The organism is Pelagibacterium lacus, assembly GCF_003345525.1.
GTDB classification, from domain to species: Bacteria; Pseudomonadota; Alphaproteobacteria; order Rhizobiales; family Devosiaceae; genus Pelagibacterium; species Pelagibacterium lacus.
In genome coordinates this window covers 1-19,395 of sequence record NZ_QQNH01000023.1, presented here as the reverse complement: position 1 = coordinate 19,395, position 19,395 = coordinate 1, and the positions used below count along the sequence as shown (strand labels likewise).

The window sequence follows — 19,395 nt, the reverse complement described above, 5'->3', positions numbered from 1 at the left end:
GGCGCATGCCGCCCGTCTTCCCGCGCTCACGCAAATGTAATCCGCCGTTCGCATCCGGTCGAGGGACCCGGATGCGGCACTCCTTTCATTGCGCCGCGCGCCGGGCTTTTCGCGCGCGTCGAAGCTGAATCCGAGGACCTGACTTTCCGTGTTGCGTATCATCGTCATTCTCCTTTTCGCGGGGCTCGCCCTGCCCTCCCTTTCCGCTCCCGCCTCGGCGCGCGACGCCCAGGCCGTGATCAATGTCATGCTCGCCGAACTGGGCGCCTCGCGCCCTTCGGGCTGCCCCGGCCGCTGGTGCGCCTGCTATCTCGATACGGTCCTGGCCCGCACCGGCCTTGCCCCGCGCGGCTCCAATCTGGCCCGCGATTTCGCCAATTACGGCGAGGCGGCCGAGCCGGCGGCGATCGGATCGATCATGGTGATGGCCAACCATGTGGGCGTGGTGGTCGGCCATTGCGGCGGCGGGCAGGTGCAGATCGTTTCGGGCAATTACGCCAATTCGGTCGCCCTTGGCTGCTACAGCGCCAGCCGCGCCATCGCCTGGCGCGCCCCGATCGTGCATTGAGGGCGGGGTGCTGCGAAAACTTGCAAAATCGGCTTGAAATCCCCATCATGTATCGCTAAACAGGCGCCACTCAAGCGGCTCGCCCCGCGATCCGCCGCCAGCACTGGCGCCTGCTGGGGAATAGGTTAACGGTAGACCCACGGACTCTGACTCCGTTAGTCCTGGTTCGAATCCAGGTTCCCCAGCCAATCCTTCCCAAGTCATTGAACCTCGGCGCATATGGCGAGCTGAAGCTACCGTTCAGCTTCGGGCCTATGCCTGACAAAAGGCCGGAATACCCATTTGGGCTAGCCCCACCGATCCGGTTCCCACGGCGGCAAATCGGGCGCACTATGCCGGGCGCAATGGTGGGACAACGCGATGGGGCCGCTTGAAGTCGTGGGCTATCTGTTGGCCGTCATCGACCTGTTCGACAAGGCCGACACGGCTGAACGCATGCTGAGATCGTTCACGCGCTGGAGCCGGGAGAAATTGCGGTGGGTTCCTTTGCGGATATCCCTGGCCGTCGCCTTTCTGGCCAGCTTCATCGGAAGACTCTCGGTTCGGTCCTTTGACCTCACCTCGGATAGTGCATGGGAAAGCCCGTGGGGTCCGGCTCTGGGCGTTAGCACCATGGTCATCCTGCTTATTGCCCTCGGCGCCTTCGCGATCGTCCTGGCACACATCTTTGCGGCGGTGCTCCATTTTTTCCAGAAGCACCCGAAAGGGATAATGGGATCGATTGGGCTGCTATTGACCATCTTGCCCAGCCTTCTGCGTTGGGTAACGCGATGATCATATTTGCACCGGAGCATTGTGGCATCGCGCATTCGGTCAATATTGGTGCTATGAACGGCGCGAAGCCTCTGAGCCACGATCATCGTTGAAGGAATGAGCCATGAGTGAGATCGCAACCGACATCCCCCAGGATCGGCGCCATACCGGTCGCGGTCTGATTTCCGGACGCGGCCTTTTCGTCATCATGCTGCTGGCAAGCCTTGCCGCCGTCGTGTGGATCGCGCTCAAGGCATTCGACGCCGGCTACCCCCTCGGAGCGGTTGCGCTGCCCGCCCTTGTGGGCGCCTGCTGCGGCGCCGCTGCCGTCCTCGCGCTGCGCCGATAGAGTGTTTCCAGGATAAGTGGGCACCACTTATCCGGTTCGGAAACGCGACAAAACAATGACTTGGAGCGCCTCGACACCTCCTATGGCGCTTCGGGTTCGTGGCGCAGCCACTCTTCTCTCGCGTTGATCTGCAAGCGGCCGGCGGCAACGAACTTCTGCCCCCGCACTTCGCCTTCCACCGGCCAGGTCTGGCGCGCGACGCGCATCAGGCGCGATGACGCATCGAGAACTTCCATGATTCCGTCAGCCTCCCAGCCGACGAAAAACATGCCGTGGGTCACGTCCGCGGAACCATCGCTGATATAGACGAGATCACCCGGGCGCAGGTCGTCGAGCGGCATTTCCCGAAAGTTCCAGGTGTAGATATCGCGATGGTTGGCGTTGGACGAATAGCCCGGCCACCAGCCATCGCCCACTCTGAACGCGGTATAGGGCACCGCCTGCTGGTAGGCATATACGATGATGCCGCTGGAATCGAAGCTGTCGGGGCCTCTTGCCCCCCAGACATAGGGGTCACCGAGCTTTTCGAGAGCGATTTCCAGGGCGATCGCAGCCTGTCGGTCGGATACATCCTGCGGATGATGGCTATCGCGCAGGCGCCAGCCAATTGCGCCGGCGCCGAACACTATTACGGCGAGCAAAAGACCGGCACTCAACTTGACGATCTCACGGTTCATCACCAGAGCGCTCCCTCATTACCTACACGGTCAGGTTTTGTTTTGGCTGTCGCTGGCGCATTTGTCGAGCGCGGCCCTTCTGCATTACCCATTCCACCTCACCTTTCCCCGAAGCGGCCCGTCCTGGCCGCGTCGCGGCTTGCGTCCATGGGCGGTTGACGGCACCATGGGCGTGTTCGGGGGCAGTTCATGCCGGTGGAAGCGGTGCGGCGCCGCCCCCATCCTTGGCCTCGCCCCAAAAAGGGAGACCCGCATGACCCTCGCAGACCAGTTGGCCCAGCTTCCCACCCCTGCCCTCGTGCTCGACGAGCGGCGCATGCTCGCCAATATCGAGCGGCTGCGCCGGCGCATGGCCGGGCTCGGCGTTGCGCTGCGTCCCCATCTCAAGACCGCCAAATCGGTCGAGATCGCCCGTCGCCTACTCGCGGACGGCACCGGGCCGGCGACCGTCTCGACCTTGCGCGAGGCGGAAGTGTTCTTCGCGGCCGGGGTGCGGGACATCCTCTATGCCGTGGGCATCGCCCCGCAAAAGCTGCCGCGCGTCGCCGCCTTGCGGGCCGCCGGGTGCGACCTCGCCGTTATCCTCGATACGCCGGCCCAGGCCGATGCCGTGGTCGCCGCGTCGCGGGCCGCCGGCGCGCCCATCCCCGCCCTCATCGAGATCGATTGCGACGGCCATCGCGGCGGCATCGCGCCGGACGATGATCTGCTGCTCGACATCGGGCGCCGCCTCCATGCGGGGGCCGCGCTGCGGGGCGTTCTGGCCCATGCCGGCGAAAGCTATGGCGCGGTGGGCGAAGCGGCCCAGGCTGCCGCCGCCGAGGGCGAACGGGCCGCCGCTGCCGGCGCCGCAGGGCGTTTGCGCGCCGCCGGACTGCCCTGCCCGGTGGTCAGCGTCGGCTCCACCCCCACCGCCCATGCCGCCCGCAATCTCGACGGCGTCACCGAGGTGCGGGCCGGGGTGCACACCTTCTTCGACCTCGTCATGGCCGGCATCGGCGTCTGCGGCCTCGAGGACATCGCCCTGTCGGTGCTGACCACGGTGATCGGCCACCAGCCGGCCCGCGGCTGGATTCTCGTCGACGCCGGCTGGATGGCCATGTCGTCCGACCGGGGCACGGCAAGCCAGGCCGTCGATCAGGGCTATGGGCTGGTCTGCGACGTGGATGGCCGCGTGTTCCCCGACCTGATCCTCGTCTCCGCCAATCAGGAGCATGGCCTCATCGCCCTGCGACCCGGCAGCGACGCGGCCCTGCCCGATCTTGCGGTCGGCACGCAATTGCGCATCCTGCCCAACCATGCCTGCGCCACGGCGAGCCAGTTCGACCACTATGACGTCATCCCCGCCGGGGAGGGCCTGCCGCTGGCGCGGTGGGACCGCTTCGGCGGCTGGTAGGAGAACGCTATGCAGATCGTCACCGAGGAGCAATCCGCGCGCCTCATCACCCATGAGATCGCCTATGAAGCGGTGCGGGCGGCGCTGATCGCCGCCATCCAGCCGCAGACCGCGAGTTTCCCCGTGGTGCTGGGGCATGGGTCCGATCCGGCCGACACCTTCACCGTCAAGTCGGGCGCCGGGCCCGATATCGCCGGCCTCAAGGTCGGGTCCTACTGGCCCGGCAATGCGGCGCGCGGCTGGCCGCGGCACAATTCCACCGTCCTGCTCATCGATCAGGACAGCGGCCGCATCGGGGCGGTGATCGAGGCCGGCACGGTCAATGCCTATCGCACCGCGGCCGCCGATGCGGTGGCGACCGACGCGCTCGCCCGCCGCGACGCCTCGGTGCTGGCGGTGTTCGGCACCGGCCATCAGGCCGGCTACGAGGTCGCCGCGCTGGCCCGAATCCGCAAACTGCGCGACATCCTCGCGGTCGGGCGCTCGGAGCCGGCGCGCGACGCCTTCATCGCCGGGCTGGCCGAACGCGGCATTGCCGCCCGGGCCGCCGCCGCCGAGGAGGCCTGCCGCGCCGCCGACATCATCGTCACCGCGACCACGGCCCGCGCGGCGCTGTTCGATGCCGCGTGGGTGCGGCCGGGCACTCATGTGTCGTCCATGGGATCGGACGCGACGGGCAAGCAGGAACTCCCCGCGCAGCTCCTGTCCCGGGCCCGGCTGTTTTGCGACCTGCCCGAGCAGTCCCGCCGCATCGGCGAGTTCCAGCACGCGGCGCCCGACGCTTCTCTCACCGCCATCGGCGCCGTCCTCGCGGGCGAAGCGCCGGGGCGGCGCGACGACGACGAGATCACCGTCTTCGACAGCTCCGGCCTTGCCCTGCAGGACCTCTATGTCGCCCGGGCGCTCCTCGCCCTTCTCGGCTGAGCGCCGGGCAAGGTTTCGCCCCCGTTGCGCCATCACCCCGCCCGATAGGCGGGGCATGCTGGGGTCTCCTGCAACGGAGGCGCAGCGTGCGGCATCTGAGCATCGACAGCCTGGCGATCAATGCGGAGGGAACCGCGGTTTCGTTCACCGCCCGCCTGCGCAGCAGCAATGCGACCACGACCATCGCCTCCTATGCGCCGATCGATCGCGCACGGCCGACCGAGGGCGACATCCGCCGCCTCATCGAGCAGCGCGTCAGCCAGCTGACCCAACGGCCCTCGCCGTCAGGCCGTCCCTTGTGACCGCGCCGCCCGTTCAGTCATAATAGGTATAGACGCCGACCTCGCAGACATTGACGCCGGACCGCACCGCTTCGGAGCCATCGGCGAAGATGGCGCGGAAGTCGAAGCGGCAATAGCCCGATCCGTCATCGATGTTGATCATCACCGAATGGCCCGAGGCCACCACGGAACTGCCCAGGATGTCTTCCTCCCACGTGGTGCGATCCACATTCGAGGCGTAAAAATACATCATGGTCTTGGACGTATAGTTCTCGATCTTGACGCGGCGGTTATAGTTTTGGGCATGTGCCGCCGTCGCGACGAGCAACGCGGCCAGCGCAAGACCGGCGATAACAAGTTTGCTTTTCATAATTCAACTCCCCAAGGTTCGGGAAAAATCCGGGAAACCTCCCGCATCGCCGATGGCCGGCAATGAAATCGGCCCTTCCTCTCCCTCAACCGCCGAGTTTTTCGGCAGGATCGACGGCCGCGCCACCCCCTGTTCAGGGGGTATGGCGAAAGGCGGAGGGCGCCGCCCGGGCCTTCGGTTCGCTTTATTGAACAATAGCGGTGGGTTTAGAGGTCGGGAGGCTGGATTCGGGGCGCGTCCTGCGTCATACCGAACCCATGATCGGTTGGAGTTGGGGCGGTCCTCATGCGCTACAAGGTTTCACTTCGGAACGGGCAGGTCTTTGAGATCGAGGACAAGCGCCCGCTCGCGGCCCTGTCCATCGAACTGTGCGACAGCGGGTTCATCGTGGTCAACCGCGTCGCCGCCGGCTATTCCGACAAGACCGCCGAACTCTCGCTGTTCGAACGGGCCGTGTCCTCCATCGAACCGATCGGCTAGGGTTCGGAATTACCCCCGGCCCCTCGCCCTCACTCCCTGAAATACTCCTCCACCACCGTCAGCGTCATCCTGTAGTGGCGCTCGAGCAGGGCGGTCGCCGTTTCGGCGTTTCCGTCCATGGCCGCCTTGGCGATATTGGTGTGCTCCTCGTCATAGGAGGTCCGGGCCTGGGGGGAGATGGAGGCGATGTGCCGGTAGCGGTCGGATTTTTCGCGCAGTTCCTCGCAGAAATCGAGCAGGATGGACGAGTTGCAATTGGCCAGCAGGGCGCGGTGGAAGCGGTGGTGGTTGGTTTCCCAGTCCGGGTTGGCGCGCTTCTGGTCCCCCGGCGCGAAACGCGACGTGCGGGTCAGGCGGTGCAGCGAGAGGACGATCTCGTCCTCCCAGTCATTGGTGCGGTTCTGGATCGATTCGCGCAGCACGCAGCTTTCCACGAGGCACCGGGCCCGGACGATCTCCCGCCATTCGGCCAGTGACACGGCGGCCACCGAAAAGCCCCGCTGGTCGGCGAAATTGACCAGCCCCTCCGCCGCGAGGCGGTTGAGCGCTTCGCGCATCGGGTTGGCCGTATAATTGTAGGCCTGCCGCAAATCCTCGATCTTGAGCCGCTGGCCGGGCTTGAGCGCGCCGGTCAGGATGTCGCGCCGCAAGGCCAGAAAGGCGATGCTGGCCCCGGTCGCCTTGCTCGCAGGCCCCCCCGGCCCGTCCTTGTCGAGCGTCGCATTGCTCATTTTCGACCCCTTAAAAATCAACCATAATCCACATCATCCAGATATAATTAACCGGATTGACTGTCAATTTTTCATATCCTACAAAATCCGGGTTCCATACGCTCGGAGGATGTAATTATGTCGTATAGATCCAGAATCATTCATATTCTTGCCGGCACCACCCTGGCGCTTTCGTCGCCGGCCCTGGCCCAGGACCTCGAAGAGGTCATTCTCGTCGTCCCCAATCCGTCCGCCATCCTGATCCAGCCCGTCGCCGCCGCCATGGATCAGGGCTTTTTCGCCGATGAAGGCCTCCGCGTCCGCGTCGAGGCGGTCAATGGCTCGGGTCCGCTGATCCAGGCGCTTGCCGCCGGCCAGGCCCATATCGCCAATCCGGGCGCCGGCACCTTCCTTGCCGCCCATCAGAGCGGACTGGAAGCCAAGTGGATCTATCGCCTCAATCCCAACAGCTCCTTCAGCATCGTGGTGCTCGACAGCACCGAATTTCATGATCCCGCCGACCTTGAGGGCAAGATCATCGGCGTCGGCACCGCCGATGGCGCCGAAACCTCCTTCGCCCGCTCGATCTTCGACGAGATCGGCCTTGTCGAGGACGAAGACTACACGTTCCTCGAAGTCGGGGAAGGCGGGCAGGCCGTCGCCGCGTTCCTGCGCGGGGATATCGATGCCTATGCCGCCGCCACCAATGACGCGGCGATCATCAACACCCGCGGCATGACGCTGCGCAACCTCACCCCGGAAAAGTTCCGCTCCTTCTTCGGCAACGGCCTCGTGGTGCTCGACAGCCTCATCGCGGAAAACCCCGAGCTGGTCGAAGGCTTCGGCCGGGCTCTGGTGCGCGGCGCCGATTTCGTCTCCCAGCCGGAAAACATCGACGCGGTGATCCAGGCGGTGGCCGCTATCAACCCGCAGGAAGTCGAGGACCGGGAATTCGCCGAATCACTGATCGGCCAGATCGTCATCCGCCAGACCCCGCACGATCCGTCCCTGGGCTGGGGCTATCAGAGCCTTGAGGCCTGGGAAGCCTGGCATCAGAGCCTGCTCGCCTCGGGCGAACTGGCGACCCCGGTCGAAAACCTCGAAGACGTGTTCACCAATGAGTTCGTCGAAGAGTGGAACTCGGTCCTGAGTGAGTGACAATGGCCCTGGCTACATCCGAACAGGTCGACGCGCCCAGCGCGTCGACGGTCTATCGCCTTGAAAATGTCGGCAAGGTCTACCAGCGCAACGCGCTGGTGGCCCTCAAGGGCGTCAGTATCGACCTGCCCGAGGGGAGCTTCTCCTCGGTCATCGGGTCGTCGGGCTGCGGCAAGTCCACCCTGCTCAAGATCATGGCCGGCCTGTTGCCCGCCACCTCGGGCACCGTGGAGTTGCGCGGCACCCCGGTGACGAAGCCGCGCCCGGATATCGGCATGATGTTCCAGCAGGCAACGCTGCTGCCCTGGCGCACCACCATCGACAATATCCTGCTGCCCATCAGCATGCGCGAGGGCAAGGCCGCCGCCAAGGCGGCCCGCGAGAAGGCGGAAGCCCTCATGGATCTGGTCGGCATCAAGGGCTTCGAGGCGGCCTATGCCTCACAATTGTCGGGGGGCATGGCCCAGCGCGCCGCCATCTGCCGCATGCTGATCACCGAGCCCGCCGTGCTGCTGCTCGACGAGCCGTTCAGCGCGCTCGACGAGATCGTGCGCGATTTCATGAACATGGAATTGCAACGCATCTGCATGGAGCGCAACGCCACCGCCTTCCTCGTCACTCATTCCATCGCGGAAGCCGTTCTGCTGTCCGACACCGTCTATGTCATGGCGCCGAGGCCCGGCCGGGTGATCGAGGAAGTCAAGATCGAGCTTCCCCGGCCCCGCACGCTGGACATGACCACCGATCCGATGTTTGGCGACTATGTCAGACACATCCGCCGCTTGCTTGATGAGGGGAGCAGAACATGACCGTGGAGGCAGCCGAGCAGAGCGCTCCCATTGCAGATCATGGGGATGGCCCCACCCTGTTCGACCGGATTCCGCAGCCGGTCTCCATTCTCGGGTTCGGGGCGGCCATCGTCCTTCTGTGGTATCTGGTGACGGCGTCGGGCATCGTCTCGCCCCTGATCCTGCCCACGCCGCTGCAGACGCTCAACCAGCTCATCACCGTGGGCGCCAACCTCTTTACCGGCGGCTATGTGCTCAGCGCCATGTGGATCACCACCCAGGAGGTTCTCTGGGGCTTTGCCATCGCCGTTGTGGTGGGCATACTCCTCGGCATACTGGTCAGCGAGACCCGCTTCGGCGAGCGCGCCGTCATGCCTTATCTGGTGGCGCTCGACACCATGCCCAAGATCGCCTTCGCGCCGCTCTTTGTGGCCTGGTTCGGGTTCAGCATCGAATCCAAGATCGCGCTGGCGGTCTATGTCTCGCTGTTCCCGGTCATCGTGGGCACGGCGGCCGGGGTACGCTCGGCCGACGAGAATTCGCTCATGCTGTTCCGCACCATGGGCGTGTCACGCCTCAAGACGCTGATCCATCTCAAGATTCCGGCCGGGCTGCCGCAGATCTTCACCGGGCTGAAGATCGCCTCGCTCTCGGTGATGGCCGGGGCGATCACCGCCGAATTCCTCGGCGGCGGCAAGGGGGTCGGCGAGTTGATCCGCATCGCGGCGACCCAGCTCGATACGGCGCGCGTCTTTGCGCTCATCATCTATCTCAGCCTGCTCGGCGTCGCCCTGTTCGGCTTCGTCACCGTGCTGGAGCGCTATGTCGTCTTCTGGCGCAATAGCGATCCGGGGCGGGAATAGAGGCCGATCATGGACGCCATCATGCGCAAAGTTCTCAAAGCCACGCCGCAGACGGTGCATTGGGGCTATTTCAGCCCCGCCCTCTCCCCCGTGCTGGAGGTGGCGGACGGGGAGCGGCTCGAGGTCGAAACCCTCTCCTACCCGCGCGGTGAGCAGTTCCCCGAACTGCTCACCCCAGAGCTCGAAGCCATCATCGCTTCGGTGACCGATATCGGCCCCGGCCCGCACCTGTTGACCGGGCCGGTGCATGTGGAGGGGGCGGCGCCCGGCGACACCCTAGCCATCGATATCGAGGCGGTGGAGCCGTTGCTCGGCCATGCCTATAACCGCATCCAGCCGGGCGGGATGGGCTTTGGCCTGCTGCCCGAGGATTTTCCCGAGGGCCGGCTGACCGTGCTGGAGCTCGACCGCGCCCGGCGCGAGGTTCTGGTCTCCGATCGGGTCCGGGTGCCCATGCGCTGCTTTTTCGGCATCATGGGCGTCGCCCCCGATCTCGATGAGCGCTGGACCTCGCGGATTCCCGGACCGTTCGGCGGTAATCTCGACGTCACCGAATTGACCGCCGGGGCGACCCTCTATCTGCCGGTATTCCATGACGGGGCGCTGTTCTCGGTCGGCGACGGCCATGCCACGCAAGGGGATGGCGAGGTCAACCTCACGGCGGCGGAGGCCTCCCTGCGCGGCACGCTGCGCCTGCGGGTGGTCCGGGACATGCCCATCGCCGCGCCGCATGCGGAAACCGCCACCCATCTCATCACCATGGGCATGGACGAGGACCTGCACCAGGCCGCGAAAATGGCCGGGCGGGCGATGATCGCGTGGGTCGTGCGGGTGCACGGGCTCTCGCGCACCGACGCCTATATCCTGTGTTCCCTCGCCATGGATCTGCGGATCTCCCAGGTCGTCAACGGCCGCATGGGGGTCCACGCCATGCTCGCCAAATCGGTCTTTCACTGACCTCCCACTACAATGAGCCGCAACCGGCCTATCCAGGAGTATCACTATGCAGTTCGTCAGCTTCTCGCACAATTCCCGCCCCGGGGTGGGGGTGGTGGTCGGTGACACCATCCATCCCCTCGAGGCCGCCGGCATGATCGAGGTCATCGAAACTATCGAGGCGATCCGCGCCGGGCAGGACACCCTTGCTCCCGGCCTTGCCCTCTCCGAAGTCGAGCTGCTGCCGGCCGTGCCCAATCCGGGCAAGATCGTCTGCCTCGGCCTCAACTATCTCGAGCACGCCAAGGAGGGCGGGCGCACGCCCCCCGAGCATCCGACCCTCTTTTTGCGCACCACCACCAGCCTCGCGGCAGCCAATGAGGACATCGCCGTGCCGGCCGTGTCGCACAAGCTCGACTATGAGGCCGAGTTGGCGGTGATCATCGGCAAGACCGGCCGGAACATCTCCCAGGCCGACGCAGCCGACCACATCTTCGGCTACACCGCCTTCAACGACATCTCGGTCCGCGACTACCAGTCACGCACGCTGCAATGGGCCTCGGGCAAGAATTTCGACCGCACCGGCCCGCTCGGTCCGGTGATCGTCACCGCCGACGAACTGCCGCCCTTCGCCAGCGGCCTGTCCATCCGCACCGTGCTCAACGGCGAGGTGATGCAGGACGGCAATACCGCAGACATGATCTTCGACCTGCCCCGGATCATCGCCGATGTCAGCGAGATCATGACCCTCCATCCCGGCGACGTCATCGTCACCGGCACCCCGTCCGGCGTGGGCTTCGCTCGTAAGCCGCCGGTGTGGATGAAGGCCGGCGACGTGGTGCGGATCGAGATCGAGGGCATCCCCACCCTGGAAAACCGCATCACCGCCTGACCCCCGGTCACGGCGAGAAACAGGGCAGGATGCCGCAGCGGCATCCTGCCCTCTTTTTTTTCTTCGCCGCGACTGTAATCGAGACAGTAACGACAGAACCCACCGGTTCTCCAATTTGCCGCAGACTTTCTGAGCCCTTGTCCGTTGAACATTTCGGGGATTTAATACATGAATCGGATGTGCATGTTTGGAGGGGCCAATGGCTGCGCTCACCGAGACGGGCCCGCGATGGCGGGTCGACCGGCAGACCGGAACACGAGCATCTGCTCCCGACCGTCATTTTCCCGCAATACCAACTCGTTAGCAGCACGTTCACATTGACGGGCCACGCCGCTTGTGTAGCCTCTCGGGGCGCGGCAGCATCAAGGAGGGCCACATGGTCGCACAACTCACCAAGCCGGAACGCCAGGAGTGCATTGTCATCGTTCTGGCCGTCCTCGCCCTCGGGGCGATCCTGGCCATCGCCGGGATCAGGGACCCGCTGGGCGTCCATGGCCTCCTGATCGTCGCCCTGTGCCTGGGCGCCCTGCTCTATCTCCTCAACCGCTACAACGACCCCGAGCCGACCGGAGACCGCTCCACGGTCTATTATGACGACCCGACCCGGGTCGGCATCGCCTTCACCATGGTGTGGGCCATTTTCGGCATGTTCATGGGGGTCTGGGTTGCCGCCCAGCTCGCCTGGCCCGAGCTGGAATTCGGCCAGGCCTGGTCGGGCTTCGGGCGCCTCCGCCCCAGCCATACCACCGGCGTCATCTTCGGCTTCGGCGGCAACGCGCTGATCGCCACCTCCTTCCACGTGGTGCAGCGCACCTCGCGCGCCCGGCTGGCCGGCAACGTCTCGCCGTGGTTCGTGCTGTTCGGCTACAACCTGTTCTGCATCCTGGCCGTCACCGGCTATTTCATGGGCATCACCCAGTCCAAGGAATATGCCGAGCCGGAATGGTATGCCGATATCTGGCTGGTCGTCGTCTGGGTCACCTATCTGATCCTCTATCTGCGCACCCTGGCGCGGCGCAAGGAACCCCATATCTACGTCTCGAACTGGTATTACCTGGCGTTCATCGTCGTGGTTGCCATGCTGCACATCGTCAACAACATCGCCGTGCCGGTCTCGCTGGGCAGCGCCAAGAGCTACATCGTCTGGGCCGGGGTGCAGGATGCGATGATCCAGTGGTGGTACGGGCATAACGCGGTGGCGTTCTTCCTCACCGCGGGCTTCCTGGCCATGCTGTATTACTATCTGCCCAAGCGGGCCAACCGGCCGATCTTTTCCTATCGCCTGTCGATCCTGGGCTTCTGGGGCATTACCTTCTTCTATATGTGGGCCGGTTCGCACCACCTGCACTATACCGCCCTGCCCCATTGGGTGCAGACCCTGGGGGTGACCTTCTCGGTCATGCTGCTGGTGCCCTCCTGGGCCTCGGCCGGCAACGCGCTGATGACCCTGCGGGGGGCATGGCACAAGGTCCGCGACGATGCGACGTTGCGCTTCATGGTGGTCGCCGCGATCTTTTACGGTCTCACCACCTTCGAGGGCTCGTTCATGGCCATCCGGCCGGTCAACGCGCTGTCGCACTATACCGACTGGACGGTGGGGCACGTGCATGCCGGGGCGCTGGGCTGGGTGGCGCTGATCACCTTCGGCTCGCTCTATACGGTGGTTCCCTCGCTGTGGAAGCGCTCGGGCATGTATTCGAACAAGTTGGTCGAGGTGCATTTCTGGCTCTCGCTGGCCGGAACGCTGATCTACGTCTTTGCCATGTGGAATTCCGGCATCGTGCAGGGCCTCATGTGGCGCACCTATACCGAGGGCAATACGCTGGCCTATTCCTTCGTCGATACGCTGGTGGCCATGTATCCCTACTACATCGCCCGGACCCTGGGGGGCCTGTTGTTCCTCATCGGCGCGATCGTTGCGACGTACAATATCTACATGACCGCCAAGCGCGGCCCCGTCGCCGACGAGGACAGGGCCGATACGCCCATCCTGGTCGCTTCCGATCCCCAACCCACTCCGGCGGAGTAAAGAACCGTGGCAGAAATCTTCCATCGCAAACTGGAACGGACGGCGATCGGCTTCGTTCTCGCCATCATCGCGGCGGCCAGCGTCGGCGGCATCGTGGAGATCATTCCGCTTTTCACCATCGACGAGACGGTCGAGGACGTGCCCGACATGCGGCTCTATACGCCGCTGGAACTGGCCGGGCGCGACATCTACGTCAAGGAAGGCTGCTATGCCTGCCATTCGCAGATGGTGCGCACCCTGGCCGACGAGGTCGACCGCTACGGGCCCTATTCCCTCGCCGCCGAGTCGCAATATGACCACCCGCACCAATGGGGTTCCAAGCGGACGGGGCCGGACCTCGCCCGCGTGGGCGGGAAATATTCCGACATCTGGCACGTGGCGCATCTGATCAATCCGCGCCAGGTGACCCCGGAATCCAACATGCCCGCCTATCCGTGGCTGGCCGAGAACCAGCTCGACGTCTATCAGCTCCCCGCCATGCTGCGCGCCCAGCGCATGGTCGGCGTTCCCTACACCGACGAGATGATCGAGAATGCGGCCATGGACGCCATCGGCCAGGCCAATCCCGACAGCAGCCAGGCCAGCGCGGTCATCGAGCGCTATGGCGAAGCCACCGAGATCAGCACCTTCGACGGCATAAGGGGAACGGTTACCGAGATGGACGCATTGGTTGCGTATCTGCAAGTGCTCGGACGCTTGACCGATGTGGCCTATCTACAGCCCGATTCCGACGAAGCGCCCGCCGCCGCTGGCGCGCTCGCTTCGGAATTGATCGCGCCTCCCGACCAGGAGTGAGTCTGATGGATATCGATCACGGCACGTTGGTAGCCTTTTCCAAGAGCTGGGGATTGTTTTATCTGATCGCCATGGCGATCGCGGTCTGCATCTACACGTTCTGGCCCAGGAACCGGAAGAAGTTCACCGATGCCAAGAACTCCATTCTGCGCAAGGACGATAGGCCATGAGCGAGGTTAAACGGGACGATTTAACCGGGGAGTCCACCACGGGACACGAATGGAACGGCCTCACGGAGCTCGATACGCCCGTGCCGCGCGGCATCCTGCTCTTTGTGATCGTGACCCATGCGTTCGCGCTCATCTGGTGGATTCTGATGCCGGCCTTCCCGCTTGGGACCACCTATACGCCGGGCATTCTTGGCGTCAGCCAGTTCACCAGCGCCGATGAAGCAGTGGCCGAGAACCGGCTCGCCCGCGCCTCCTGGAGCGATGCGCTGCTGGAGAAGTCGGATGCGGAAATCCTCGCCGACCGGGCGCTCATGGTGCGGGTCACCGAAGCCGGGCACCAGCTGTTCGGCGACAATTGTGCCGCCTGCCATGGTCGCGACGCGCGCGGGGGCATCGGCTATCCCAACCTCACCGACCATGACTGGATCTGGGGTGACGGCAGCGTGGCCGACATTATGGATACCATGCGCATCGGCATCAACGCCCAGCATGCCGAGACCCGCTTTGCGCAGATGCCCGCCTTCGGCCGCGAGCAGATGCTGACCACCGCCGAGGTCCGCAACGTCGCCCATTACGTCTATTCGCTGAGCAATCCCGACTATTCCACCGTGGACAATTTCGAGCGCCTCGAAGCCGGAAGCCAGACCTTCGCGACCAATTGCGCCGGCTGTCACGGCCAGGATGCCACCGGCATTCCGGGGTCGGGTGCGCCCAACCTCACCGATGACGCCTGGGTTTATGGCGGCGAGATCGAGCAGATCATCGCCTCGGTGCATGGCGGGCGCGTCGGACACATGCCCTATTGGGAAGACCGCCTGACCCCGACCGAGATCCAGGTCCTGGCGCTCTATGTCCATTCGCTGAGCTCGGGGAGACCCTAGCATGGCGGTGAGCAACCCAGCCCGGAGCCGTGGCCGTACGCGATGGCTGGTCATCGCGGCCATCGTTCTGGGCGTCGCCGTCTTTGTCGGCGCCAATGCTCACCTCATCTATGTCTCTTTCGCTTCCCAGCCCGCTTGCGTCGATCACGCCAAGCCGGGCGAAATGCGGGCGGGGCAATACAGCGCCGCCAAATCGTCGTGCTAGAGAGGGCTTTCCCATGAGTGAAACGGACGAACGTTACTGGCTCTTGAGCAAGCCTTCGGGCATCGAGAAGACCCATTCGCCCGAATTGCAGCGCAATTACCCGCCCAGCCGCGTCTTTTCCTGGCTCAAGGCCGGCTGGCACGATGTCTATACCGATCCGTGGCCGAGCCTTCTCTATGGCCTGATGGTGAGCTTCATCTCGGCGCTGCTCATCTATTGCCTGTTCGAGTTCAATATCGACTATATCCTCCTGCCGACGCTTTCGGGCTTTCTCATCATGGCCCCGCTGCTGGCCATGGGCCTCTATCAAAAGAGCGCCAAGCTGGCGCGGAACGAGCCCGTCACCCTCGCCGACCTGATGGGCGTCAAGGCCGCGTCGGGCGGGCAGGTGTTTTTCGTCGGGCTGATGCTGTCGCTGCTCGCCCTGGTCTGGATCCGCGCGGCGGTCATCGTCTATGCGCTGTTCTACGGCTATCGCGCCTTTCCGGGCATCGCCGAATCCATTCCGCTGATCTTCGGGACGCCTCTGGGCCTCGCCATGCTGTTCACCGGCGTCTGCGTGGGCGGGCTGTTCGCCGCCTTCGGCTTCGCCGTCAGCGCCTTTTCGGTTCCGATGCTGCTCGACCGGCGCACCGACGCCCTCACCGCCATGGGCACATCCATGGCGCTGGTGTGGAACAATTTTCCGGTGATGCTGGCCTGGGGCGCCGTGGTTCTGGCGCTGGTGATCGTCTCGATCGCCACGGCGCTCATCGGCTTCATCGTCATCTTCCCGCTGCTCGGCCACGCCACCTGGCACGCCTATCGCGACATGATCGGGGACTGAAGGGCACGGCCATGAGCGTCGAGGCGACATTGGAGGGTCCCGGCACCGAGCCCGTCATGGGCGGCGAGAACGAGCTTGTGCTCGCCAGCCAGAGCCTCGGCAATGGCGTGTTCCGCACCAATCTCTCGGTGCCGGGCATGCATTGCGGCGGCTGCATGAGCAAGGTCGAGAAGGCCCTCGCCGCGCTGCCGGCGGTGTCGCACGCCCGGGTCAATCTCTCCACCCGCCGCGCCACGGTGGAATGGTCGGGCGACGCCGCCCCGCCCCTGGTCGAGACCCTGGCCGGGGTCGGGTTCGAGGCCAATTTCGTCGACGAGCCGGGCCAGAAGGGCGATCCCGAATACCGCAGGCTGGTCCGGGCCATGGCCGTGGCCGGGTTTGCCTCGGCCAATATCATGATGCTGTCGGTGGCGGTGTGGGCCGGGGCCGATGCGGCGAGCCGCGACCTCTTCCACTGGATATCGGCCGCCATCGCCCTGCCGACCCTCCTCTATTCCGGCCGGGTGTTCTTCGAGCCGGCCGCAAAGGCGCTGCGGCGCGGCCGCACCAATATGGACGTGCCGATCTCCATCGGCGTCACCCTCGCCTTCGCCCTCAGCCTCTACGAGACCGTCACCAGCGGCCAGCACGCCTATTTCGACGCCTCGGTGACGCTGCTGTTCTTCCTCCTCATCGGCCGCACCCTCGACTACGCCATGCGCGACCGGGCCCGCAGCGCCGTCAAGGGGCTGGCCAATCTCACCCCGCGCGGCGCCAACACAGTCGAGCCCGATGGCCGGTTCCGCTATCGGCCGGTGGCCGAACTGGTGCCGGGCATGACCCTCTCCATCGCCGCCGGCGAAAGGCTGCCGGTCGATGGGCGCGTGGTTTCGGGCGCCTCGATCCTCGATTGCGCCATGGTGACCGGGGAGAGCCAGCCGGTCGCCGTCGCGGCCGACGATACCGTGCGGGCCGGCACCATGAACCTGCAATCCCCGCTCCTCGTCGAAGTCACCGCACGGGCGCGCGATTCCTTCCTCGCCGAGATGATCCGCCTGATGGAAGTGGCCGAGGGCGGCCGCACGCGCTATCGGCGGCTGGCCGACCGGGTGTCCGAGCTCTATTCCCCGGTCGTGCACCTCACCGCGGCGGCGACCGGGCTGGGCTGGATGCTGGTCGGCGGCGACTGGTATCATTCGCTCACCATCGCCATCGCGGTGCTGATCATCACCTGCCCCTGCGCGCTGGGGCTCGCCGTGCCCATCGTGCATGTGGTCGCAGCGCGAAAACTGTTCGAGAACGGGCTGCTCACCAAGGACGGCTCGGCCATCGAGCGGCTGGTGCAGAGCGACACGGTGGTGTTCGACAAGACCGGCACCCTGACACGCGGCCTGCCCAGCCTCGTCAACCCCGAGGCCATCGATCCCCAGGCCCTTGCCCTGGCCGGGGCGCTGGCGCGGCATTCGCGGCACCCGCTGTCGCACGCCATCGTCGAGGCGGCGGGCAATCTGGCCAGCCCCGAAAGAATCGCCGATATCGAGGAGATCGCCGGCCAGGGCGTCGCCGCCCTTATCGGAGGCCATGCCTATCGCATGGGCCGGCGCAGCTGGGCCGCGGCGGACGCCCCCGCCGACAGCGGCACCGAGGGCTCGGAAGTGGTGCTCAGCCGGGACGGGGTCGCCATCGCCACCTTCGCCTTCGCGGACGCCTATCGCGACGACGCCCGCCCGGCCCTCGACGCCCTGCGCGCCAAAGGTTTTGAGGTCATCCTGCTGTCGGGCGACCGGGAGCGGGCGGTGGCCTCGGCGGCCCGCGACCTGGGCATTGCCCAATATCACGCCGAATGCCTGCCGCAGGACAAGGTGGCCGTGCTCGAGCGTCTCGCCGCCCAGGGCCGCAAGGTGGTGATGGTCGGCGACGGGCTCAACGACGCCCCGGCGCTGGCGGCGGCGCATGTGTCCATCGCCCCCTCCTCGGCCGCCGATATCGGGCGCCAGGCCGCCGATATCGTCTTCACCCGCCCCAGCCTGCTGGCGGTCCCCGCCGCACTCTCCATCGCCCGGGATGCCGACAGGCTGGTGCGACAGAATATCGGCTTCTCGATGCTCTACAATGTGGTGGCGGTGCCCATCGCGGTGCTCGGCTTCGTGACGCCGCTGGTGGCGGCGCTGGCCATGTCGCTCTCCTCCATCGTCGTCGTCCTCAACGCCATGCGCCTCAGCCGGGGCGGGCCGGAAAGTTCATGAGATGGAGATCGACGGCATCTTCTTTCTCATCCCGCTGGGCCTGGTGATGGGCCTGGTGGGGCTGGGAGCCTTTCTCTGGTCGCTGCGCAGCGGCCAATATGAAGACCTCAAGGGTGCCGCCGAGCGGATACTCTTTGAGGATGACGAGCAACAGGACACCGGCCGGCCCGCTCCGGCCGAGGATGACCACAAACACGATGGAGGGCCGGGCAACCCGGCGACACGGCAATGATCTTGAACCGGAAAACCAAGGATACCCTGATCGTGGCGCTGACCGTCCTCTCGGGCATCATCGTCCTCGCCCCCAGCGCGGTCGCCGCCGCGGCCAGCGTCCTTGCCCTTATCGGCGGCCTGTTCTGACAGGCGTTTCGCGGCTCGGAAGCGCGACACGATAAGGACCTGGGGCCCCGGCCCGTCCGGCCCGCAACGCAGCCGTTCCCGGCCGCCGGAACGTTCTTCTCCCCGTCTTCGTTTTCTTCTCATCCCTCGGCGCCGCTCCCGGGCGGCTTGCCGTGTCATGGAGATCGAAATGAAGCGAGATGATGAGGCGTTCCTGGCCCTTGCGGCGGGGCTCAGGAACGCGCACGCCATGGAAAAGCAGGCCCTCTCCGTCCTCAAGCCGCAGGCCGCGCGGATCGACGACTATCCCGACATGCAGGCGCGCATCGCCCGGCACATCGCCGAAACCGAGGGACAGATCGAGCGCCTCGACGCGGCCTTCGCCCTGGTCGGCGAGAAGCGCTCGGGCTTGAGGGACATGGTGCTGTCCCTGGGCGGCGCCATGGCCGCCCTCGGCCACATCGCCGCCGATGACGAAGTGCTCAAGGACGTTTTCGCCAATTACGCCTTCGAGCACTATGAGATCGCCGCCTACAAATCGCTGATCCAGATCAGCGACCGGCTCGGCCTCGCCAATGTCGCCCTGCTGCTGCGGCAGAACCTCGACGAGGAGGAGCGCATGGCCCAGTGGCTCGACGAGCATGTGGGGCTGGTGACCGAGCAATATCTCGCCCTGCGCGAGGCCGAACCGTCGGGGAGGCTCTAGGTTCAATCGACATTCAGGATTCAATTCTGTCGGGGAGTGTGATTCATGGGTTTCCAGATTCAATGATCTGGAGG

25 protein-coding genes and 1 tRNA gene are annotated in these 19,395 nt (G+C 65.3%); 23 read left to right on the top strand and 3 right to left on the bottom strand.

The genetic code is table 11. The features are described from left to right. Positions 1-148: 148 nt before the first annotated feature. The 4 genes from DVH29_RS13190 (at position 149) to DVH29_RS13175 (ending at position 1,670) form a co-directional block, all read left to right on the top strand. Positions 149-568, top strand: a complete 420-nt coding sequence (locus tag DVH29_RS13190; RefSeq protein WP_147276091.1) for a C40 family peptidase — start codon at positions 149-151, stop codon at positions 566-568. Positions 569-682: 114 nt separating this feature from the next. Next, a tRNA-Gln gene (locus DVH29_RS13185) sits at positions 683-756 on the top strand. A 172-nt stretch (positions 757-928) separates the two neighbouring features. Next, complete coding sequence (locus DVH29_RS13180; RefSeq protein WP_114646653.1) at positions 929-1,342, top strand: hypothetical protein; 414 nt, start codon at positions 929-931, stop codon at positions 1,340-1,342. A 103-nt stretch (positions 1,343-1,445) separates the two neighbouring features. Further along, the gene (locus tag DVH29_RS13175; protein ID WP_114646652.1) at positions 1,446-1,670 is read left to right on the top strand and encodes a hypothetical protein; all 225 of its coding nucleotides are present in this window, start codon (positions 1,446-1,448) and stop codon (positions 1,668-1,670) included. An 80-nt stretch (positions 1,671-1,750) separates the two neighbouring features. Here DVH29_RS13175 and DVH29_RS13170 read toward each other — a convergent pair whose 3' ends face one another. Next, complete coding sequence (locus tag DVH29_RS13170; protein WP_114646651.1) at positions 1,751-2,347, bottom strand: C40 family peptidase; 597 nt, start codon at positions 2,345-2,347, stop codon at positions 1,751-1,753. 253 nt (positions 2,348-2,600) lie between these two features. Between DVH29_RS13170 and DVH29_RS13165 the strand changes: the two genes are divergently transcribed. From DVH29_RS13165 to DVH29_RS13155, 3 genes are all read left to right on the top strand, one after another. Next, a complete protein-coding gene (locus DVH29_RS13165; RefSeq protein ID WP_114646650.1) occupies positions 2,601-3,743 on the top strand; it encodes an alanine racemase in 1,143 nt (380 codons plus the stop codon). Between the two features lie 9 nt (positions 3,744-3,752). Further along, positions 3,753-4,667, top strand: a complete 915-nt coding sequence (locus DVH29_RS13160; RefSeq protein ID WP_114646649.1) for an ornithine cyclodeaminase family protein — start codon at positions 3,753-3,755, stop codon at positions 4,665-4,667. An 86-nt stretch (positions 4,668-4,753) separates the two neighbouring features. Then, positions 4,754-4,969: a hypothetical protein gene (locus DVH29_RS13155; RefSeq protein WP_114646648.1), complete on the top strand. Its 216-nt coding sequence runs from the start codon at positions 4,754-4,756 to the stop codon at positions 4,967-4,969. Between the two features lie 13 nt (positions 4,970-4,982). Here the strand turns inward: DVH29_RS13155 and DVH29_RS13150 are convergent, their stop codons facing one another. Further along, entirely contained in the window at positions 4,983-5,318 is a 336-nt protein-coding gene (locus tag DVH29_RS13150; protein WP_114646647.1) for a hypothetical protein, read from the bottom strand. 285 nt (positions 5,319-5,603) lie between these two features. Here DVH29_RS13150 and DVH29_RS13145 point away from each other — a divergent pair, with 285 nt between their 5' ends. Beyond that, the gene (locus tag DVH29_RS13145; RefSeq protein WP_114646646.1) at positions 5,604-5,798 is read left to right on the top strand and encodes a hypothetical protein; all 195 of its coding nucleotides are present in this window, start codon (positions 5,604-5,606) and stop codon (positions 5,796-5,798) included. Positions 5,799-5,827: 29 nt separating this feature from the next. On the opposite strand, the gene DVH29_RS13140 is transcribed toward DVH29_RS13145, so the two are convergent. Further along, the gene (locus DVH29_RS13140; protein WP_114646645.1) at positions 5,828-6,529 is read right to left on the bottom strand and encodes a GntR family transcriptional regulator; all 702 of its coding nucleotides are present in this window, start codon (positions 6,527-6,529) and stop codon (positions 5,828-5,830) included. 117 nt (positions 6,530-6,646) lie between these two features. Here DVH29_RS13140 and DVH29_RS13135 point away from each other — a divergent pair, with 117 nt between their 5' ends. The 15 genes from DVH29_RS13135 (at position 6,647) to DVH29_RS13070 (ending at position 19,321) form a co-directional block, all read left to right on the top strand. Then, positions 6,647-7,666, top strand: coding sequence for an ABC transporter substrate-binding protein (locus DVH29_RS13135; protein WP_114646644.1), 1,020 nt, complete (start codon positions 6,647-6,649; stop codon positions 7,664-7,666). A 2-nt stretch (positions 7,667-7,668) separates the two neighbouring features. Further along, complete coding sequence (locus DVH29_RS13130; RefSeq protein WP_114646643.1) at positions 7,669-8,475, top strand: ABC transporter ATP-binding protein; 807 nt, start codon at positions 7,669-7,671, stop codon at positions 8,473-8,475. Next, a complete protein-coding gene (locus DVH29_RS13125; RefSeq protein ID WP_114646642.1) occupies positions 8,472-9,317 on the top strand; it encodes an ABC transporter permease in 846 nt (281 codons plus the stop codon). The genes DVH29_RS13130 and DVH29_RS13125 overlap by 4 nt, the downstream gene beginning before the upstream one ends. 21 nt (positions 9,318-9,338) lie before the next feature. Continuing rightward, positions 9,339-10,274 carry an acetamidase/formamidase family protein gene (locus DVH29_RS13120; protein WP_114646675.1) on the top strand — a complete coding sequence of 312 codons (936 nt, stop codon included), beginning with the start codon at positions 9,339-9,341 and terminating at the stop codon, positions 10,272-10,274. A 46-nt stretch (positions 10,275-10,320) separates the two neighbouring features. Next, positions 10,321-11,145, top strand: a complete 825-nt coding sequence (locus tag DVH29_RS13115; protein WP_114646641.1) for a fumarylacetoacetate hydrolase family protein — start codon at positions 10,321-10,323, stop codon at positions 11,143-11,145. A gap of 376 nt (positions 11,146-11,521) precedes the next feature. Further along, positions 11,522-13,174: a cytochrome-c oxidase, cbb3-type subunit I gene (gene ccoN, locus DVH29_RS13110; RefSeq protein WP_114646674.1), complete on the top strand. Its 1,653-nt coding sequence runs from the start codon at positions 11,522-11,524 to the stop codon at positions 13,172-13,174. 6 nt (positions 13,175-13,180) lie between these two features. Further along, positions 13,181-13,969, top strand: coding sequence for a cytochrome-c oxidase, cbb3-type subunit II (gene ccoO / locus DVH29_RS13105; protein ID WP_114646640.1), 789 nt, complete (start codon positions 13,181-13,183; stop codon positions 13,967-13,969). Positions 13,970-13,974: 5 nt separating this feature from the next. Then, entirely contained in the window at positions 13,975-14,139 is a 165-nt protein-coding gene (locus tag DVH29_RS13100; RefSeq protein WP_114646639.1) for a cbb3-type cytochrome c oxidase subunit 3, read from the top strand. Next, on the top strand, positions 14,136-15,020 hold the full coding sequence (gene ccoP, locus DVH29_RS13095) for a cytochrome-c oxidase, cbb3-type subunit III (RefSeq protein WP_114646638.1): 885 nt from the start codon (positions 14,136-14,138) through the stop codon (positions 15,018-15,020). The genes DVH29_RS13100 and ccoP overlap by 4 nt, the downstream gene beginning before the upstream one ends. A 1-nt stretch (position 15,021) precedes the next feature. Then, positions 15,022-15,225, top strand: coding sequence for a hypothetical protein (locus DVH29_RS13090; protein WP_114646637.1), 204 nt, complete (start codon positions 15,022-15,024; stop codon positions 15,223-15,225). A gap of 13 nt (positions 15,226-15,238) precedes the next feature. Beyond that, positions 15,239-16,051: a DUF2189 domain-containing protein gene (locus DVH29_RS13085; RefSeq protein ID WP_114646636.1), complete on the top strand. Its 813-nt coding sequence runs from the start codon at positions 15,239-15,241 to the stop codon at positions 16,049-16,051. A gap of 11 nt (positions 16,052-16,062) precedes the next feature. Continuing rightward, complete coding sequence (locus DVH29_RS13080; protein ID WP_114646635.1) at positions 16,063-18,276, top strand: heavy metal translocating P-type ATPase; 2,214 nt, start codon at positions 16,063-16,065, stop codon at positions 18,274-18,276. A gap of 1 nt (position 18,277) precedes the next feature. Next, positions 18,278-18,508: a cbb3-type cytochrome oxidase assembly protein CcoS gene (gene ccoS / locus DVH29_RS13075; RefSeq protein ID WP_439331626.1), complete on the top strand. Its 231-nt coding sequence runs from the start codon at positions 18,278-18,280 to the stop codon at positions 18,506-18,508. Between the two features lie 2 nt (positions 18,509-18,510). Continuing rightward, positions 18,511-18,636 carry a hypothetical protein gene (locus DVH29_RS16695; RefSeq protein ID WP_281270831.1) on the top strand — a complete coding sequence of 42 codons (126 nt, stop codon included), beginning with the start codon at positions 18,511-18,513 and terminating at the stop codon, positions 18,634-18,636. 169 nt (positions 18,637-18,805) lie between these two features. Further along, positions 18,806-19,321: a ferritin-like domain-containing protein gene (locus tag DVH29_RS13070; RefSeq protein ID WP_114646672.1), complete on the top strand. Its 516-nt coding sequence runs from the start codon at positions 18,806-18,808 to the stop codon at positions 19,319-19,321. The last annotated feature ends 74 nt before the right edge of the window (positions 19,322-19,395 follow it).

Coding starts and splice junctions, on each gene's coding strand:
- DVH29_RS13180 (WP_114646653.1), top strand. CDS start 929: ATGGGGCCGCTTGAAGTCGTGGGCTATCTGTTGGCCGTCATCGACCTG.
- DVH29_RS13175 (WP_114646652.1), top strand. CDS start 1,446: ATGAGTGAGATCGCAACCGACATCCCCCAGGATCGGCGCCATACCGGT.
- DVH29_RS13170 (WP_114646651.1), bottom strand. CDS start 2,347: ATGAACCGTGAGATCGTCAAGTTGAGTGCCGGTCTTTTGCTCGCCGTA.
- DVH29_RS13165 (WP_114646650.1), top strand. CDS start 2,601: ATGACCCTCGCAGACCAGTTGGCCCAGCTTCCCACCCCTGCCCTCGTG.
- DVH29_RS13160 (WP_114646649.1), top strand. CDS start 3,753: ATGCAGATCGTCACCGAGGAGCAATCCGCGCGCCTCATCACCCATGAG.
- DVH29_RS13150 (WP_114646647.1), bottom strand. CDS start 5,318: ATGAAAAGCAAACTTGTTATCGCCGGTCTTGCGCTGGCCGCGTTGCTC.
- DVH29_RS13145 (WP_114646646.1), top strand. CDS start 5,604: ATGCGCTACAAGGTTTCACTTCGGAACGGGCAGGTCTTTGAGATCGAG.
- DVH29_RS13140 (WP_114646645.1), bottom strand. CDS start 6,529: ATGAGCAATGCGACGCTCGACAAGGACGGGCCGGGGGGGCCTGCGAGC.
- DVH29_RS13135 (WP_114646644.1), top strand. CDS start 6,647: ATGTCGTATAGATCCAGAATCATTCATATTCTTGCCGGCACCACCCTG.
- DVH29_RS13130 (WP_114646643.1), top strand. CDS start 7,669: ATGGCCCTGGCTACATCCGAACAGGTCGACGCGCCCAGCGCGTCGACG.
- DVH29_RS13125 (WP_114646642.1), top strand. CDS start 8,472: ATGACCGTGGAGGCAGCCGAGCAGAGCGCTCCCATTGCAGATCATGGG.
- DVH29_RS13120 (WP_114646675.1), top strand. CDS start 9,339: ATGCGCAAAGTTCTCAAAGCCACGCCGCAGACGGTGCATTGGGGCTAT.
- DVH29_RS13115 (WP_114646641.1), top strand. CDS start 10,321: ATGCAGTTCGTCAGCTTCTCGCACAATTCCCGCCCCGGGGTGGGGGTG.
- ccoN (WP_114646674.1), top strand. CDS start 11,522: ATGGTCGCACAACTCACCAAGCCGGAACGCCAGGAGTGCATTGTCATC.
- DVH29_RS13100 (WP_114646639.1), top strand. CDS start 13,975: ATGGATATCGATCACGGCACGTTGGTAGCCTTTTCCAAGAGCTGGGGA.
- ccoP (WP_114646638.1), top strand. CDS start 14,136: ATGAGCGAGGTTAAACGGGACGATTTAACCGGGGAGTCCACCACGGGA.
- DVH29_RS13090 (WP_114646637.1), top strand. CDS start 15,022: ATGGCGGTGAGCAACCCAGCCCGGAGCCGTGGCCGTACGCGATGGCTG.
- DVH29_RS13085 (WP_114646636.1), top strand. CDS start 15,239: ATGAGTGAAACGGACGAACGTTACTGGCTCTTGAGCAAGCCTTCGGGC.
- DVH29_RS13080 (WP_114646635.1), top strand. CDS start 16,063: ATGAGCGTCGAGGCGACATTGGAGGGTCCCGGCACCGAGCCCGTCATG.
- ccoS (WP_439331626.1), top strand. CDS start 18,278: ATGGAGATCGACGGCATCTTCTTTCTCATCCCGCTGGGCCTGGTGATG.
- DVH29_RS13070 (WP_114646672.1), top strand. CDS start 18,806: ATGAAGCGAGATGATGAGGCGTTCCTGGCCCTTGCGGCGGGGCTCAGG.